Annotated in this window: 12 protein-coding genes; 10 read left to right on the top strand and 2 right to left on the bottom strand. The window is 42.9% G+C overall.

What is annotated here, in order from left to right; all coding sequences use genetic code 11:
* Positions 1–41 precede the first annotated feature (41 nt).
* Both HPC41_RS15415 and HPC41_RS15410 read left to right on the top strand, forming a co-directional pair.
* Complete coding sequence (locus tag HPC41_RS15415; protein ID WP_172394835.1) at positions 42–1,400, top strand: glycoside hydrolase family 88/105 protein; 1,359 nt, start codon at positions 42–44, stop codon at positions 1,398–1,400.
* A gap of 213 nt (positions 1,401–1,613) precedes the next feature.
* Positions 1,614–1,874, top strand: a complete 261-nt coding sequence (locus HPC41_RS15410) for a hypothetical protein (protein ID WP_172394834.1) — start codon at positions 1,614–1,616, stop codon at positions 1,872–1,874.
* A gap of 204 nt (positions 1,875–2,078) precedes the next feature.
* On the opposite strand, the gene HPC41_RS15405 is transcribed toward HPC41_RS15410, so the two are convergent.
* On the bottom strand, positions 2,079–3,878 hold the full coding sequence (locus HPC41_RS15405) for a chloride channel protein (RefSeq protein ID WP_172394833.1): 1,800 nt from the start codon (positions 3,876–3,878) through the stop codon (positions 2,079–2,081).
* 415 nt (positions 3,879–4,293) lie between these two features.
* On the opposite strand from HPC41_RS15405, the gene HPC41_RS15400 reads away from it, so the two are divergent.
* The 6 genes from HPC41_RS15400 to HPC41_RS15375 all read left to right on the top strand — a co-directional run bounded on the left by HPC41_RS15400 (position 4,294) and on the right by HPC41_RS15375 (position 11,129).
* Positions 4,294–5,598 (top strand): spondin domain-containing protein, encoded by a 1,305-nt coding sequence (locus tag HPC41_RS15400; protein ID WP_216660773.1) that lies wholly within the window; start codon positions 4,294–4,296, stop codon positions 5,596–5,598.
* Positions 5,599–5,663: 65 nt separating this feature from the next.
* Positions 5,664–6,509: an AraC family transcriptional regulator gene (locus HPC41_RS15395; RefSeq protein WP_172394832.1), complete on the top strand. Its 846-nt coding sequence runs from the start codon at positions 5,664–5,666 to the stop codon at positions 6,507–6,509.
* A 14-nt stretch (positions 6,510–6,523) separates the two neighbouring features.
* On the top strand, positions 6,524–7,159 hold the full coding sequence (locus tag HPC41_RS15390) for a peroxiredoxin-like family protein (RefSeq protein ID WP_216660772.1): 636 nt from the start codon (positions 6,524–6,526) through the stop codon (positions 7,157–7,159).
* A gap of 201 nt (positions 7,160–7,360) precedes the next feature.
* On the top strand, positions 7,361–8,233 hold the full coding sequence (gene fdhD / locus HPC41_RS15385; protein WP_172394831.1) for a formate dehydrogenase accessory sulfurtransferase FdhD: 873 nt from the start codon (positions 7,361–7,363) through the stop codon (positions 8,231–8,233).
* Positions 8,234–8,361: 128 nt separating this feature from the next.
* The gene (locus HPC41_RS15380) at positions 8,362–8,712 is read left to right on the top strand and encodes a DUF7009 family protein (RefSeq protein ID WP_172394830.1); all 351 of its coding nucleotides are present in this window, start codon (positions 8,362–8,364) and stop codon (positions 8,710–8,712) included.
* A 20-nt stretch (positions 8,713–8,732) separates the two neighbouring features.
* Entirely contained in the window at positions 8,733–11,129 is a 2,397-nt protein-coding gene (locus HPC41_RS15375; protein ID WP_172394829.1) for an FdhF/YdeP family oxidoreductase, read from the top strand.
* Between the two features lie 308 nt (positions 11,130–11,437).
* Here the strand turns inward: HPC41_RS15375 and HPC41_RS15370 are convergent, their stop codons facing one another.
* Positions 11,438–11,731 (bottom strand): DUF4440 domain-containing protein, encoded by a 294-nt coding sequence (locus HPC41_RS15370; RefSeq protein WP_216660771.1) that lies wholly within the window; start codon positions 11,729–11,731, stop codon positions 11,438–11,440.
* 847 nt (positions 11,732–12,578) lie between these two features.
* Between HPC41_RS15370 and HPC41_RS15365 the strand changes: the two genes are divergently transcribed.
* A complete protein-coding gene (locus HPC41_RS15365) occupies positions 12,579–14,930 on the top strand; it encodes a TonB-dependent siderophore receptor (protein WP_172394828.1) in 2,352 nt (783 codons plus the stop codon).
* Positions 14,931–15,500: 570 nt separating this feature from the next.
* Entirely contained in the window at positions 15,501–16,964 is a 1,464-nt protein-coding gene (locus HPC41_RS25140) for a tetratricopeptide repeat protein (RefSeq protein ID WP_216660770.1), read from the top strand.
* Positions 16,965–17,057: the final 93 nt, after the last annotated feature.

Raw genomic sequence — 17,057 nt, 5'->3', positions numbered from 1 at the left:
GTATCTTGTCTGATAAACTGATCTACAAAACCAATTTTATCATGATGAACCTGAAGAAATTTTCGCTTATGCCGTTTGTCTTGCTGGCTATATATGGATGTCAACCCAGTTCGCAGAAAGATAAGGCAGATATCAATGATTCCAACACGCCGTTGCACCTGATGAAACCCGAATACCCGGTGATGTACGGTGAGACGACACTAGATAGCATCCGCGCTGACATAGACCGGGTGTATGCGTATCTCGATCGGGTGACGCCCATGGCTCTGGAACAGAAAGCGGACCACACACCTGTGACGGATCTGGCTAAAATCGATACCAATACAGTATTCAAGAAAGGTGATTTTCGGTTGATCAGCTACGAGTGGGGTGTTACCTATGGTGCCATGTTACGGGCCTCAGAGGTGATCGGGGATCCCCGATATGCAGCTTATACGACCGACCGACTGGAATTTATCGGCAGGGTATTGCCGCACTTCCAAAAGCTCGAATCCCGCCAGCAGGGGTATCGGTCTCCGGTGCATTCCGTTGTACAGCCGCATGCACTGGATGATGCTGGATCCATGTGCGCAGCAATGATCAAGGCACAGCAGGGCAGAACACCGCATACGGACATGAAACCGAGTATCACCAATTATATAGATTACATCCTGACGAAAGAATTCCGTCTGAAGGACGGCACGTTGGCCCGGAACAGGCCGCAGGCAAATACGCTCTGGCTGGATGATCTCTATATGAGCCTGCCTGCCCTGGCGCAGATGACCCGGTTTACCGGAGACAGTAGGTACCTGGATGAGGCAATGAAGCAATTTTGGCTCTTTGCCGATAAAATGTTTATCCCCGAAAAAGGGCTGTACCTGCACGGTTGGGTAGAGGGCATGGAACCGCATCCGGCATTCCACTGGGCTAGAGCAAATGGCTGGGCGCTGCTGACCAAGGTCGAATTGCTGAATGTGCTGCCGGAGGGCCATCCCGCCCGGGGCAGGCTGCTGGCACAATTCAAGAAACACGTCGCCGGTATTGTGGCGCTGCAGCACGGTACCGGATTCTGGCATCAGCTGCTTGACCGCAACGATTCTTATCTGGAAACATCGGCAACAGCAATCTATGCCTATTGCATCGCCAGAGGGATCAATGCCGGCTGGTTGGATATAAAGGCCTATGGCCCGACGGTGCTGCAGGCATGGAATGCCGTGCACTCAAAAATCAACAGCCAGGGGCAGGTGGAAGGCACCTGCGTGGGGACAGGTATGGGGTTCGATCCGGCATTTTATTACTACCGTCCTGTTAATAAATTTGCCGCACATGGGTACGGACCGGTTATTCTGGCGGGGGCCGAAATATATGAGCTGCTCAAAAATAATACCTATGTAATTAACGACAGTTCGTTACAGTTCTGAGAATGAAGAAGGGGGGCGTGTCCACAAGGGAGGAAGGATTGTTGATCAACTTTTTTTTGGAAAAGTAATATCTTTTGGCACGATTATTTATTGTAATTCGTTATAAAAAAGTATGGTGTCGTCAACACTTTATTCTTTTAATTGTTATGCTTTTGATAGCGTTATTGGTTTGGTATAATTCCCGTATTTAAAAATTTAAGAAGGTGTATATTTATGGATGGCACAATTAGTTTAGTAAACGAAGAGCCGCATCGTTCGCAGGTATTTCGATTCACCTACAAAGGACAGGATTACCAGCTTGTGTTGTTGAAAAAGTCATTGTCAAGACAGGATACCGAAGTACCAATTTTGCTAGACGGAACGGATCAAAAATTGGTAAAAAGGGGTGATAGCTGGTTTTTTGAACATATGGATTCGGACCAGCATTTCGCCACAGAAATTTGGCGTAATTTATCGCTTCGATATCGTATTTAATGTCAAAATATCAGCTGGACTTATCGAGATGATATTTTGACTTTATATAAGCTTATTCTGTACATTTTTTTAGCCTCTTTTTTAAGATAGGAAAATCAATAATAAAGCTACTTATTTAATAAAGTTACTTATTTGGGGATATCTCACGGTATCTTTTAAAGTGGGCTGCTCAGTCGGAATTGAATTGCGTATTGGGGTAGCGCATTACTCAAGATAATGTCCCTGGCGTATCAACAGTGCACGATACTTATTAAATACACTTGATTTAGATACAAAACCCATATACTTATTCTCTTGACCGAGCACCGGTAAGATCCAGGTGTCATCTTTGTTCATTTTTGCCATCACAGACTCCATATTTTCATTGATAAGCACGATGTCGTTTGGCTTTTGAGCGAGCTTTTCAAAAGGGGTATCTAATCCTTCTAATTCCCCCAGCAGAATCGAAAATAGAAATTCACTGTTGATCAGGCCAATAAATTTACCCTCATGGTTAACAATGGGAAAGATATTTCGTTTACTGTGAATGATATCTGACTGCCGGCATTTAGGCGTTTCTTCGGGCCTTAATAGCACAAAATTGGTTTCCAACACATATTTTATCCGCATCATGCTCAAGACAGAGCGGTCTTTGTCCTCATAAGAGATCAGATCTCCAGATTCAGCCAAAACTTTGGTGTAAATCGAATGCTTCAGCGCTGCCCGATTAATTAAATAGGAAATGGAACATACAAGCATTAACGGTACCATTAGGGTGTAGCCGCCTGTTATTTCAGCGATCAGAAATATTCCTGTCAATGGCGCATGCATAATGCCGCTCAAGGCACCAGCCATACCGGCAACGACAAAGTTGGGCACATTTAATTCGGCCATCCCAGTCAGGTTGATGCCATACGAAAATGCAAAACCCAATAAACCACCCATGACAAGGCTGGGGCCAAAGACTCCGCCGTTTCCACCTCCGTTGAGCGTAAATAACGCGGCGAATGATTTACCAAAAAGTGTTAATAAGGTATATCCAAATACGACAAATCCAATATTGTGGTAGTCGGAGAAAAGACTGTTCTTTACAATCGCATTAAATTGTCCATTTAAGATCTGTTGGATCGTTAGGTAGCCTTCGCCGTATAGTGCAGGAAAGATCAGTATCATTAAACCCAGGGATATACCACTGAACCAAACTTTATTATACGGGTTTTTGATCTTGCGGAACCATTGATTGACAAGGGCAGATACACGGGCAAAGTAAATAGTAAATAATCCGATCAATACCGCCATGAAGAGATAGAAGAAAAGAGCAGATATTTGCCAATAGGAATTGAAGTTCGTAAATAGGGGCTCGCTGTACATCAGTCGTGATACGACTGAGGCCATAGCTGAAGATATCAATAATGGTATAAATACAGGTATGGAAAACTCTGGTAGTAGTATTTCTATAGCAAAGATCATTCCGGCCAGGGGGCTATTGAATGCGCCCGAAATACCAGCGGCTGCCCCGCAGGCCAAAAGCATGGTGACCTCTTTGTACTGTAGCCCAAAAAAACGCGCTATGTTGGATCCAATTGATGAGCCACCCAGTGCCACAGGGGCTTCCAGTCCACAAGACCCTCCAAAACCAACGGTGATGGCTGAGGTAATCACTTGTGAATAGATATTGCTTGGATCAAGGCGGCTTCCTTTCCTACTGATTGCATAAATGATCGGGGTGATGCCATGTTCGATCTTTTTGCCTTTAATAAATTTGCGGACAAAAAAGACACTCAATAGAATACCAATTAAAGGGAATACCAGGTATAGCGAATATTTGACCTTCCAGTCTATGTCATTCTGGATACTTGTTGCAATAAAGTGTGTTAGCCGTTTTAGCACTGAAGCCATTACCCCGCCTACAATTCCGACCACAAAAGCCAGGATGATGATAAAGTTCCGATTGGAAACTTTTCTCATCCGCCATTGGTTGATTTGATCGATTTTTCGATAAAAGCTTTTTTTTAGATTTGCCATGATAAATTATTCAACACTTCCATTCGTTAAAATAAAGCCTTTTCGTGTTGTTGTTAAACTAATTTATATCTTTTATCCAACGATTGAGGATACTATAAAATATACTTCGGGCAATATAGATATTCTTGTATTTATAGCCACGTAAAAGTGAGCTGAATTGACTATCACCTATATATTGTTACAGTTTTTTGTCGATTTTGTTTTAATAAGATTTTGTTTTTCCAAATGTAGACAGAGCAAACTAACCCAAAATTCCGGTAAGAAGAAATGTGACGAGGATAGACCCGCTTCCAGCATGTCACATACAACGTTTTCATAATTCGGGAAATCTGGACATTACTTCGGGAAATGACGATATTTCCCGAACGTATGATTGACGCTAATTTTGTTGCTGTAGATCTTAAATAAAAAAATTATGAGCACAATTAAAAAAATTAGACAGACAGCAGCATACGCTCTTCTCTTTGGAGGCGGCACTGCCCTGCTTGCTTCCTGCAGCAACGACGATAGCTTACCACAGGCAGAGACCAATACGATTACCATTGAAAATGTTTTGGATGCAAAGCCGCTGGTGGAGTCGGGAACTTTTATGGGAACAGGGACACCCCCGGTGATCTTTCCAGGACAGTCTATTGGTATAGAATTTTATGCCGGAGCAGGGCAGTCCCTCTCTTTCGCAACCATGTACGGCTGGAGCAACGACCTTTTCTTTGCACCTGAAAACCCTGGCATAAACCTGTATAAGGCTGACGGCACTCCTGTGACTGGAGATGTATCTGCCCAGATCAAATTGTGGGATAACGGCACGCGTGTCAACCAAGCGCCAGGTTCAAACGTGTCACACCCAGGGACAGCTGAGCCAATTCCGGGTAACATAACCGAAGTAAACGGAACAGACGCCCAGGGGAATAAATACCTGCCGGTGTCCCAATTGATGAAAGCGACCCTTGCTTATCTGGGAAATTCACAGTTTAAGCTCACGATCGAAAATAAGAGTAAAGGTACCGCCAATGAAACACCTTTTAGTCCGGGCGTCTGGACCGTTTCCTATGCACCAGGAGGAGATATTCTTGAAAAAATGCCAATTTATACCGAAGGCCAACCTGCCACAAACGGACTTACGAATATCGCCGAGATGGGTGACAATGCTGCAATGCATGAATACCTGCGTGGATTGACCGGGATTTTTACACCACTTTCCCCCGCGCTTGTGGTGGTTTACAGAGGGGACGAAAATCCTTTCTATAAGGCAGGGGAGAAAGACCGCGGCGAAGGGCTCAGTGATCTGGCACAGACAGGCAATGCCGATATATTGGCCGCCAAGCTCGAGGCCAAATCTGGTGTTAAGAAAGTGTATGTACTGAAAGAGCCTGCAAGCACCGTGCTTCTTCCCAAAATAGGTAGCACCGCCGGAGGTAAGGTGATGCAACAACTGGATGTGGAGAAAGGCGACAGGATTGCGATCGCTACGATGTACGGATTGAGCAATGATTGGTTCTTTGCTACTATGGGCAATGGGATTGATGCCACCAAGAAGGGAGATGTGTCAGATCAGCTATCTTTATATGACAATGGAACGAAAAAAGACCAATATCCTGGTGCAAATATCCGGATTGATCTACCAGGTATGTCCCTCGAAGAAAGTAAGCCTATCCAGGAGGTTCCAAATCCCAATGCCTTTACTACTTTGCCACAGATCATCAAAGTAACGCTTAACTAACAGGTGTTGAAGGGAAAGATATCTTTACTAAATTTATAGCAACTGAAACATTTAAAGGAAGAGGGATGAAATTAGAATATATAAATGAAAAGACTAAAGGCACGTTCGTGGTTGGCAATGATGAGTCTATTCTTACCCACGGAGGAATTTTGCGTGACAGCACAATAAATTCCATCGTGTTTAATTTTCAGGAAGATCAGTTGGCATTTATAGATGAGGTAAAATATACTTTTCCAAAGAACACTGTACTCCCATTAATGGCCAACCAGAATTTCAGGTTCGAAAGCCCTGAGCAGTTGATCGCCTGGCAGTTTAACCGGGAGTTCTATTGTATTGTTGACCACGATGCTGAGGTAGGGTGTGTGGGTTTTCTCTTTTATGGCATCTGTAATCCTATGTTCATAGGGCTTTCGCAACAGGACATTGATGATATACAATTGACAGGTCAGTTTTGTGAATCGGATATGCAGGTCAGAGACAGGATGCAAAACGAGATGCTGCGTACCTTGCTCAAGCGAATTATCATTAGTGTCACCCGTCTGGCTAGAACGCAGACCGCTGACAATGTATTACTTACTGATGAAAAATTGGATCTGATACGGAAATTCAACCTGCTGCTGGAAGGTAATTTCAAGACCGAACATGAAGTTCGGTTTTACGCTGGGGAACTCAATAAGTCACCTAAGACGCTTTCTAATGTGTTTTCTTTATTGAAATTTCCGTCTCCCTCTAGCCTTATACAGCGAAGGATCATGCTGGAAGCCAAGCGTTATCTGCATTATACGGATAAATCAGCCAAGGAAATTGCCTATCAATTGGGGTTTATCAGTCCGGCACATTTCAGCCGGTTTTTTAAACTGCATTCGGGAGATACGATTTCTGCCTTTAGGGATAAACATGAACAAAATTAAAATAGATATTAGCAATGAGAAAAATAATAATGATGATGCTCGGGATAGCCTTTTTTATGGTTAACGCTGCCGAGGCCCAGCCGAGCGAGCACAAATTACAGGATTTTCCGGAAAAAGCAGAGGATATCAGCCCATTGCTGATCGGTGAGACGATACCCGTGCAGGAGCTGACAGGTGTCAAGGGGGAGGCGATTAACATAGGGAAACTAATTTCCCAAAAACCGACCATAATGGTATTTTACCGGGGCGGATGGTGTCCGTATTGCAACCTCCAGCTTGCTGGTTTACAGGAAATCGAAAAAGAGCTAATCGGATTGGGGTATCAGGTCGTCGCAATAAGTACGGATAAACCAGAGAATCTTCAAGCTAGTATTGAAAAAGGACATTTAACATACACGTTGCTCTCAGATGCTGATTTGTCGCTTGCAAAAAAAATAGGTTTGGTATTTAGGGCGCCGACAGCCTACCATAAATTTTTGCCCGAGGCAAGTGGAGGAAAAAACACAGGTATGTTGCTTCCCGTTCCATCGGTATTTATCTTGGACAAAAAAGCGAAAATACGATTTGAATATATTCAGCCCGACTTTAAGGAAAGAATCGATCCGAATTTGCTCCGAGCAGCTGCAGGCGCACTTTATGATTCACTATAACTTATTTTAAATAGTACATTGCTATTAGCGATCCTATTTTTTAGTTTCCCACAGAATTATCGACAAACATAGTGATAAGCATTTTTTCTACTGTTGTTTTGATGAAATATTAGTAAATTTAAATGGAAATAGATACGCATGAAACCTAATATATTTATTCGCTGATCTACAAAGCGGTTATTTAGTTAACTTTTTAGTAAAATGGAAACAGATTTACAGGAAAACAAATCGGTCAGGAAGATCGAGATAGTTAAACTAAAAGACGGGAGTAGTTTTCCCTGCGTGGATGATATCGCTATTGAAGAACCGCTTGAAATTGGATTATTATATCATCGGAATGGAGAGAAGGAGCTTAAAAATATATCGGTCACGATGCGTACCCCGGGCAGCGATAAAGAGCTAGCCGCGGGTTTCCTTTTTACGGAGGGGATCATCTCTGGCAATCATCAGATTAAGGCAATCCGGCATTCGGAATCTGCATGTTCCAGAGATAGTGAGAATCGTGTAACGGTGGAACTGGCGGAGGATGTTGTACCACAATTGATGAAAGCAGAAAGGAACTTTTATACGACTTCCAGTTGTGGAGTTTGTGGGAAAGGCTCTATTGAATCGATACGGACAGTCAGCATATTTGATACACGAATCAGCGAAGAACATGTGATATCCGTTGCGGTGCTGTATCAACTCGCAGCGAAGCTGCAGGCTTTGCAGAATAATTTCAGTGCTACTGGGGGGATACATGCTGCTGGTATTTTCGAGCTGGACGGAAATCTGCTTGCCCTCCGAGAGGATGTTGGCAGACACAATGCATTGGATAAACTAATTGGCCATGCTCTGCTCACAGACCGGCTCCCGCTGAGGGACAATATACTACTATTAAGTGGGAGAGCGAGTTTTGAGCTTATTCAAAAAGCGGCAATGGCTGGTCTTGCTATCGTGGCAGCGATAGGGGCGCCTTCGAGTCTGGCCATAGATCTAGCGAAAGAATTTGATATTACATTGTTGGGGTTTCTCCGCGATAATCGATTTAATATTTATCATATGGGCCGCAGTTGTAGGATCGAAAAAGTGTAAAGAGACAGCGTTTTATATTATATTGCCGTTGATGGTATTGAAATAGGTTTGATGCTGATATACAGGTGTCGGGATATACAGGTGTCGGGGAAATACAGGATTGTAAGTTGACGTAAGATAATTTAAAAATGAAACTAAGAATTAAAGATAATTCGGTAAGATATCGCCTGACGCAGTCGGAAGTGGCTGAGTTGGCTGAAAATGGTACGGTATCGAGTGTGACGGCATTTATTGGCAGGCCATTGATTTATAAGATAGAAAAAATAGATGGCCAGGAGCTCACTGCAGATTTTGTGGAAAATAGTGTGGTGCTAGGGATTCCTCAACGTATGATCGAGGAGCTGGCAGCAACGGAAACGGTGGGTTTTGACGGACAGGTGGGTCAAGTGAAGCTTTTGGTCGAAAAGGATTTTGCATGTATTGATAACACGGTAGAGGACCAAAGTGATAATTACCCAAATCCTAGTCTTTCTTGTTGATTAGCTAACTAACAGGGCTTATGGAAGAATTTAATCAAAAAGGGATCGCCGAAGAACTTAAAAAGGAGCCCAGTGCGGAAAATCCCTATCGCCTACTTGATCTCAAACTTACGCATGTTGAAAAATTTGCGGCTGGTATTCCGGCAGTAATTGCGGCTTTTAGGGATCTATTTGAGGAAAAAGCAGCTATCCGCGGGACGCGGGCACTGTTCAAAATGAATCAGATGGGTGGCTTTGACTGCCCGAGCTGCGCATGGCCTGATCCCGATGATGAACGTTCGGCACTGGGAGAATACTGTGAAAATGGAGCAAAGGCCCTTGCCGAAGAAGCCACAAGTAAGCGTGTCACGCCGGAGTTTTTTAAACAGAACAGTGTGTTTGATCTTGCTCAACTGGATGATTATCAGATCGGCAAGATGGGGAGGCTTACCGATCCAATGTATTTACCGCAGGGCGCGACCCATTACCAGCCGATAAGCTGGGAGGATGCGTTTAAGAAAATAGCTGCGCATCTCAATGGCCTGGAATCACCGGATCAAGCTGCATTTTATACTTCTGGAAGAACAAGTAATGAGGCATCATTTGTCTATCAGTTATTTGCCAAAGAGTTTGGGACAAACAATATGCCCGACTGTTCAAATATGTGCCATGAGACTTCGGGTTCAGCCTTGCGCCCTACGATAGGTATCGGTAAGGGGACAGTAAAGCTGGAGGATTTTTACGATGCGGAGGTGATCGTCATTATTGGACAGAACCCTGGTACCAATGCCCCACGTATGATGAGTGCCCTAGCAAAAGGAAAGCAGAATGGGGCAAAGATCATTGCGATCAATCCCTTACCCGAAGCTGGACTAATGGGTTTTATCAATCCGCAGCGTGTCGGTGCAATTCTTCATGGGGGCGCGCAGTTGGCAGATCTCTACCTCCCTGTCAAAATCAATGGGGATATGGCTTTATTGAAAGCCCTTGAACTTCTATTGATTGAGTTTGAGCAGAAAAGCCCGGGGACTGTGTTTGACGCATCATTTATTGAGGAAAAGACTGTAGGATATAAAGATTTTCTAAAGCAGTTTGATCACTATAATCTGGATGAACTTGCTCGGCTTTCGGGTGTTTCCAAAGAAGCATTGTACGAGGCCGCGGCTACCTTAGCTTTTAAAAAACGTATTATTTTCTGTTGGGGAATGGGCCTGACGCAGCAGCCCAATGGCGTGGATATGATCCGTGAGATTCTCAATATCCTTTTGCTGAAGGGGAGCCTGGGGATTCCGGGTGCTGGTGTCTGCCCGGTTCGTGGACACAGTAATGTACAGGGAAATCGAACGATGATGATTGATGAGAAACCGACCGATGAGCAATTGGATCGCCTCGAGAATTTCTATGGATTTAAGATGCCGAGGAAACATGGTTATGATGTTGTTCGGACTATCAAGGCTATCCACGAAGAAAAAGTAAAGGTGATGTTTTGTATGGGGGGGAATTTCCTGTCGGCTACACCAGATACGACCTATACGGCACATGCCTTACGCAAACTGAATCTGTTGGTAGCTGTCTCCACGAAATTAAACCGTGGCCACCTTGTCCATGGTAAAGAGGCCTTAATCTTACCCACCTATGGTCGTAGTGATAAAGACATTGTCAATGGAGAGCTGCAGATTGTCAGTACTGAAAATTCAATGGGTGTTGTGCAGGATTCCAAAGGTATGCTGGAACCGGTTTCCAAAAATTTGATCAACGAGACCCAGATTGTCTGCCGGATGGCCATGGCTACGTTGGGCGAACGGGCTGTTGTGGACTGGCAACGGTATCACGATAGTTACGATGCCATTCGGGACGATATCGAGCAATGTATTCCGGGTTTCGAAAATTATAATGTCCGGGTACGGCAAAAAGGTGGTTTCTATCTTCCAAATGCGGCGCGTGATAAGCAGTATTTTGCCAAGGATCTAGCCGGCCGGGCACCGTTTACGCTGACCGATATCCCAGACAATACCCTGGCTGAGGATGAGTATATGATGGCCACCACGCGTACCCATGATCAGTTTAATACGACAATTTATGGATTGGACGACCGCTATCGGGGGATCAAAAATGAACGTCGGGTAATCTTTATGAACCCGGTGGATATCGACAAGGCAGGATTGAAGGCAGGTGAACGGGTGGATCTGTTTAATTATGACGATGGTATCGAACGTGTGGCGCCGCTATTTATTATTGTTTCCTATCAGATTCCCGAAAAGAATACAGCCACTTATTTTCCAGAGACGAATGTGCTCGTTTCGGTCAATAATGTAGTCAAGGAAAGTAATATGCCTGCATCTAAGTATGTTAAAATAAAAATTAAGAAGCACGATCCGGAAGTCTACAAAAAAGTGGATAACATGCTTTATCAGGGCGCGTTACAAAGACCGAGTTAAAAATCCACCCTCATATTCGCAGTCAGGCAATGAAGCGTTGAGACTGATTTTTATTAATAGTTATATAGAACGGTATGTATGACGAATTGTTTTATTTAAAACTTTCTTGCGTCGACAATGGTTTTTTAGGTGAATTCCTTAAATAGTTAGATTATTGTATTTTCTTTAGGCTAGGTATTGATCTCCTAGCCTTTTTTTATTCTTTGGATAAACACCCAGTTTCACCTTAGTCCGCTAATTCAGTTTCGGTGTGCATCGCACAGATCCATTTCTCATTTTCTTTGATCCAGGTAGACGTACAAGCACAATTAAATGCCGTTTTTTCTCCTTTTGGTCGCATATTCCATTTTGATCAAATAGGCAATAACTGCAGTCTGTCCCTGAATGACCTGTGATTCTTCTGACTTTATTTCTAACACCTTTAATTTCACGCCTTCGCTCGAATCAAACATCGTTTTAAAAGTGGTTTCATCAACTTGGCGTATTCCGTTTTTTCCAGCCACTAGGCAGGGAAATCGGGTCAAGCGCTTAATGGTTTCGAAGTTGCGGTTTTCCATTGCCTGCCAATATTCCTTTTCGAGTTCGATAATTTCAGTTTCCATGATAATCCAATTTTGTACAAAATTCCATTTTCAATTTCCAATACAATCGAATACGATTGTTCAATAAGAACGACCGCTATAATCAATTGGTTTTATTATAAAACTACTTGTAGCTGAATGGGTTGAACCGTCGGGTGAGGATAGTATCGTTTATTTTAATGAGAACAGCTCAGAAACTGTGATATGAAAAACGCTTGAACCGGGGAGATTCAAGCGTTTTAACTAACCAATTATAAACCTAAATTATGAATCTAAAGTAATACACTTTCTGTGCCATTCTACACCGCATGACAAAAATGCAGTGATTATTTTTTACTATTTATGCCGTCGCTCTCCAGAATGACTAAAATAGGATGGATACAACAAGGATAATATGCATTGATGACGCGAATTAAAAAGATCATTTCCTTCCCATGAATTGAGGGACTAATTTTGATCCAGACGAATTTTTATATAAGAAATGAAATTTATTAAAACTATTTCACCATTGATGTTGTTAATAGGGGAGATTTGTATAAAGATAGATAGGTTATCGTAGGTAAAAACAATGTTTTTGAAAAGCTAGACCAGAATTGGTCTAGCTTTTTTTATGTACTAAGTGTTTATCAAAACTTTGTGTATTTTACTCGCTATGATAAGTTAATTTAGGAATGAATTGTTTATCCCTAAGATACAGCGGGCAATTTTCCACAATAGGATAGCTAAAGGGTTAGGTGCATTTTCATTGCGGGACCATGGTGTTAATTATTATATTTATTAAGAATTAATATAAATAATTTATATTTTTGAGCGAAAACATAAACCAACAACCATGGATGTCTCGCTAAAAAGAAGTAAATTATTTTTTATGCTATGTTGCCTGCTGACCTTTTTGTCCATAGGGACAGCACAGTCACAGAACGCCAATAGTGGCCTTATTCAAGGAAAGGTCACCACAATTGATGGTGGTATTGCTGCTTATAGTACGGTTAAACTTTCAAACGGAAGAAGTGTACGCGTGGACAAAGAAGGCCATTATGTCTTTACCGATCTCAAGCCCGGGAAGTATGTAATTACCGTAAGCTTTGTGGGCTTACCAGAGCAATCAAAGACGCTTTCGGTAGGGGCGGGTGAAAGTGCCGTGGCCGACTTTGTGCTCTCTGCCGATGGCGAGACTTTGGATGAAATACTGATCATCGGCCAGAAATATGCCATTACCTCCAAAAAGGAAAGTGAATATGTGGCGCGCCTGCCAATCAAAAACCTCGACAACCCGCAGGTCTATAGCGTTGTCGACAAGGAATTGATCAAAGAGCAGATGGCGCTCACCCTGGAGGAATCTTTCCGAAACGTACCAGGGGCGGCACCATCCAAAACGGGGGCCGGTATGCCTTCCTTTTTTTCGCGCGGCTTTCAGACCAGTGAAAACTTTAGAAATGGTATGGCAACTTACCTTCGTACGGGAATCGACCTGGCACAGGTAGAACGGGTCGAAACCATCAAAGGCCCGACTTCAACTCTATTTGGCGCGCAGATGACCTCTTTTGGTGGTATTGTCAATTACATTACCAAAAAGCCTTACGAAACCTTCGGTGGGGAGCTGAGTTATGGTATGGGCAGCTGGGATATGAACCGCCTGACGGCAGATATTAATGCACCTATCGTTGCCGAAGAAGGCCTGCTCTTTCGACTGAACCTCGCTCGTCAGAAAGAGAACACCTTCCAGGATCAGGGTAACAATGCGACCGTGTTGGTCGCGCCGAGTATTTCCTATCAGGTGAACGACAGGCTTAAACTGTCACTGGATGCTGATTTCTATGCGGTGCGCGGAATAACGCCAGCGGGATGGACGATCGCTGGCGGATTGGGTAAGACAAGTTTTGACCAGCTTCATCTTGATTATAGGCAATCCTTAAATGACAATTCGCTGGTGAGCCGGCAGTCCTCGAGCAATGTCCTTTTTCAGGCCGATTATAAGTTGTCCGACAAATGGCTTTCGCAAACAAAATATGCCTGGGGTGGCGGTGGCTATGACGATCTGTATATCTTTGACATGATCTGGAAGACCGATAGCTTGGTGGATAGAACCTTACGGGTATTTACCGATGAGGAATCGGCCCGCAAAAATTTTCAGCAAAATTTTATCGGTGATTTTAAGATCGGCCAATTCAGAAATAGGATGGTCATCGGACTGGATTATATGTCCAACTACAGAAAGACCCGATACGATGGATTGGGCTACGGTGGAACGGTGTTTGCGCCGGCACAGTTGTATAATCTTCCGGGAACGCCGGTGATTCGGATCGAGAATGTTCATGCTGAGCTGGCGAAACGAAACACGGGACAGAACATCACCAAAGAGGCGAGTTACAGCGCCTATGTGTCTGATGTCTTTAATGTAACGGACCGTTTATCGGCTATGGCCAGTTTGCGTTTCGATCGAATTATAAATGAAGGATTATCCAATACATTGACCAGAGTACACAGAAAGGATAGGTACAACCAGACGGCTCTGTCGCCCAAATTTGGACTGGTGTATGAAATACTGAAAGAAAGAGTCTCGCTGTTTGCTAATTATATGAATGGCTTTAAGAATGTCCCCGGCCGTGAGCAGCCGGACAAGACTTATTCCTTTTTTAAACCACAGCGGGCCAATCAGCTTGAGGGTGGGGTCAAAGTGGAATTGTCCGACTTATTTAATGCAACACTGAGCTACTACAACATCGATGTGACCAACAGTCTATACACCGAAATGCGCGACAAAATGAATTATACGGTTCAGGGTGGTACGCAAAATAGCAAAGGATTTGAAGTCGAACTGATCGGTAAGCCTTTTACGGGTTTTAATTATGTGGCCAGTTATGGTTACAACGATAATGAATTTATCAGTGGTGCCAATGTAGGTAAAAGAGCTGTGGGTACGCCAGCGCATGTCCTTAATATCTGGGCGAGCTATGCCCTGACAGGTGGTCGCGCAAAAGGCCTTGGCCTGGGTGTGGGTAACTCTTACATTTCTGAGGCTTATCTGGATGCGGCCAATACATTTACCCTCGGTGCTTATAACTTACTGGATGCAACGGTATTTTATAACCGGCCAAAATACAGTGTCCGCTTGAAAGCGAATAATGTCTTGGACAAGAAATACTGGGTGAGCGACGGCTACTATGCCCGTCCGCAAAAGCCATTTAATTTTATGGCTAGCGTAGCCTATAAATTTTAGGTTTTCTTTGGCTTCCGGTAAATCAGGGGGTTCCGGAAGCCAAATTAAATTCAGGTAGCGCAGAGACTACGATTGTTGTTTATCGATAATCGCAGATTTACTGGACAAGAGGTTCTCCAATAAACAAGATATTTAAAGATAGATAAGATAAATGTAATTAAGGTGTATAGGTTTTGTAATGGCTAGGTCAGCATTGATCTAGCCTTTTTTTGTAATACTAACATCGAATACGGACTCGATCTCCTTTTTTATTTCTCAAATCTAGTCCGAATTGATCTCCCGACAGAAAGTGATGTGGTTTATTATCCTATGTAGAAAAAATGAGATAGATTTGTGATAAATATGTGATATCGCTGAGTTTGATATTTAAGTGATTAAACGACAATTTTGTATGGCATTTGAATGTGGTGATTTCCATATTTCAATTCATATGATTAGGAACAAAAATCAGCGAAAATTACCCCCCTCGTATTATTGAAAAACGATAATATTGTTTGAGAAAAAAACGCTATTTTCGTGCCTTAGTGCTAGTGATATCTACCTTTAAATTAATGATAACCTAATAACCCGATGAAAAGACAATTTTTATTATTTATTTTATGTCTGCTGACGCTTAAAACATTTGCTAACGATGGCAAAAAGCAAGAGGTTGATTCACTTTTGAAAAAAACAAAAGAATTAATTGATGCAGGCCAATTGTTACCGCATCTGGAAACTGCAATAGAAGCGCTTAATTTATCTAACGCAGCTAACTATGATGACGGAAAGGCTAAGTCGCGCTTTTATATAGCAGAAGGGCTTGTGAATCTGGGGCTTTTCAAAGAGGGACTCAAGCATCTTGAACTTATTAAGCATACGAACCATTATAAGGAGAAAATACTTATGCAATCCGAAGTACATCGGGTGTTGGGAAGAGCTTACGGCGGGCTGAACTTGTATCAGCAAGCCGTACGGGAATTTCGTTTACAGTTGGGCTTAATCAAGAATCTAACGGGCCTCAAACAAAAACTATCCTATCAGTTTACCTATGAAAATTTAAGTGTTGTTTTCGATCATTTGAACCAACTCGACTCGGTGGAAAAATATAGCCTTCTTCAATTGGAAAACTTGCGAGGTTTTGATGAAGGAAAGGAACCAATGCGTTATTTGATCGTTTACGATAATTTGGGACAGTTATATGTTAACAAACATGATTTCTCGAATGCGCAGCGCTACCTCGATAAAGCCATAGCTCTTGTGGAAAAATATAAAATTCCCGTATTATTTAATACAATGCAACTTTTTGGGAATTTGGAACTAGCGAAAGGAAATTATAAACAAGCAGCGGTTTTTTATGAAAAGAGTCTAGCAAATAAAAGAAAGATCGGTATCAGAAATGGAATTAAAAATTCCTATAGGCAGTTAGCTGATTGTTATCGAGAAGGCAACTTAGACAAAGCTAAAGCCGATGAATACGAAATGGCCTTTAGCCGGCTCAATGATTCTTTGGAAAGGGAAAATAGACAGGTCGTCGACCAGGTGCTCAATCAGATTTTAAAATTAAAAGACGAGGAATCTGCTACCAAGGTATCAAAATCTGTTAGGATTTCAATAGTCATCCTGATAGTACTTATTATTGCCGTTGCATTTTTTGTATGGCGTGTAAGGCACAACCGCAAGCTGCTGGGACAAAAGGAAGAGGCACTGCAGGAAACCGAAACTATCAACAGGGAGCTGACGGAGCAGATCGGCGAAAACAAATTCAATAACCTGATCGACCTGGCCAAAAGTAATAACCCGGAGTTCCTGACATTATTTGCTGAACTTTATCCGCAGTTTATCCAATCCTTGAAAACGCTGGATCCCAATATCAGAACGACAGAGCTGGAGTTTTGTGCGATGGCTTTTCTTAATTTCTCCACAAAGAACATTGCAGAATATACCTTTGTGACGGTCAGGGCTGTCCAAGTCCGCAAAAATAGATTGCGCAAGAAGCTTGAAATTCCTTCGGATGCAGATTTCAATACCTGGATGCGTGGGTTGGCAGAGAAATAGGGTCCTTGATTTCTTGGAAAACGAAGTGGAAGGCAGGTTATACTGTGCCGCGGATAATCTTATTGCGGCGGAAATGTAGGAAATAGTTGAAAA

This window comes from Sphingobacterium prati, assembly GCF_013167215.1.
In the GTDB taxonomy this organism is placed as follows: domain Bacteria; phylum Bacteroidota; class Bacteroidia; order Sphingobacteriales; family Sphingobacteriaceae; genus Sphingobacterium; species Sphingobacterium prati.
The sequence above is the reverse complement of the archived record's forward strand: the minus strand, read 5'-3'. Positions and strand labels throughout refer to the sequence as shown.

Coding starts and splice junctions, on each gene's coding strand:
- HPC41_RS15415 (WP_172394835.1), top strand. CDS start 42: ATGATGAACCTGAAGAAATTTTCGCTTATGCCGTTTGTCTTGCTGGCT.
- HPC41_RS15410 (WP_172394834.1), top strand. CDS start 1,614: ATGGATGGCACAATTAGTTTAGTAAACGAAGAGCCGCATCGTTCGCAG.
- HPC41_RS15405 (WP_172394833.1), bottom strand. CDS start 3,878: ATGGCAAATCTAAAAAAAAGCTTTTATCGAAAAATCGATCAAATCAAC.
- HPC41_RS15400 (WP_216660773.1), top strand. CDS start 4,294: ATGAGCACAATTAAAAAAATTAGACAGACAGCAGCATACGCTCTTCTC.
- HPC41_RS15395 (WP_172394832.1), top strand. CDS start 5,664: ATGAAATTAGAATATATAAATGAAAAGACTAAAGGCACGTTCGTGGTT.
- HPC41_RS15390 (WP_216660772.1), top strand. CDS start 6,524: ATGAGAAAAATAATAATGATGATGCTCGGGATAGCCTTTTTTATGGTT.
- fdhD (WP_172394831.1), top strand. CDS start 7,361: ATGGAAACAGATTTACAGGAAAACAAATCGGTCAGGAAGATCGAGATA.
- HPC41_RS15380 (WP_172394830.1), top strand. CDS start 8,362: ATGAAACTAAGAATTAAAGATAATTCGGTAAGATATCGCCTGACGCAG.
- HPC41_RS15375 (WP_172394829.1), top strand. CDS start 8,733: ATGGAAGAATTTAATCAAAAAGGGATCGCCGAAGAACTTAAAAAGGAG.
- HPC41_RS15370 (WP_216660771.1), bottom strand. CDS start 11,731: ATGGAAACTGAAATTATCGAACTCGAAAAGGAATATTGGCAGGCAATG.
- HPC41_RS15365 (WP_172394828.1), top strand. CDS start 12,579: ATGCTATGTTGCCTGCTGACCTTTTTGTCCATAGGGACAGCACAGTCA.
- HPC41_RS25140 (WP_216660770.1), top strand. CDS start 15,501: ATGAAAAGACAATTTTTATTATTTATTTTATGTCTGCTGACGCTTAAA.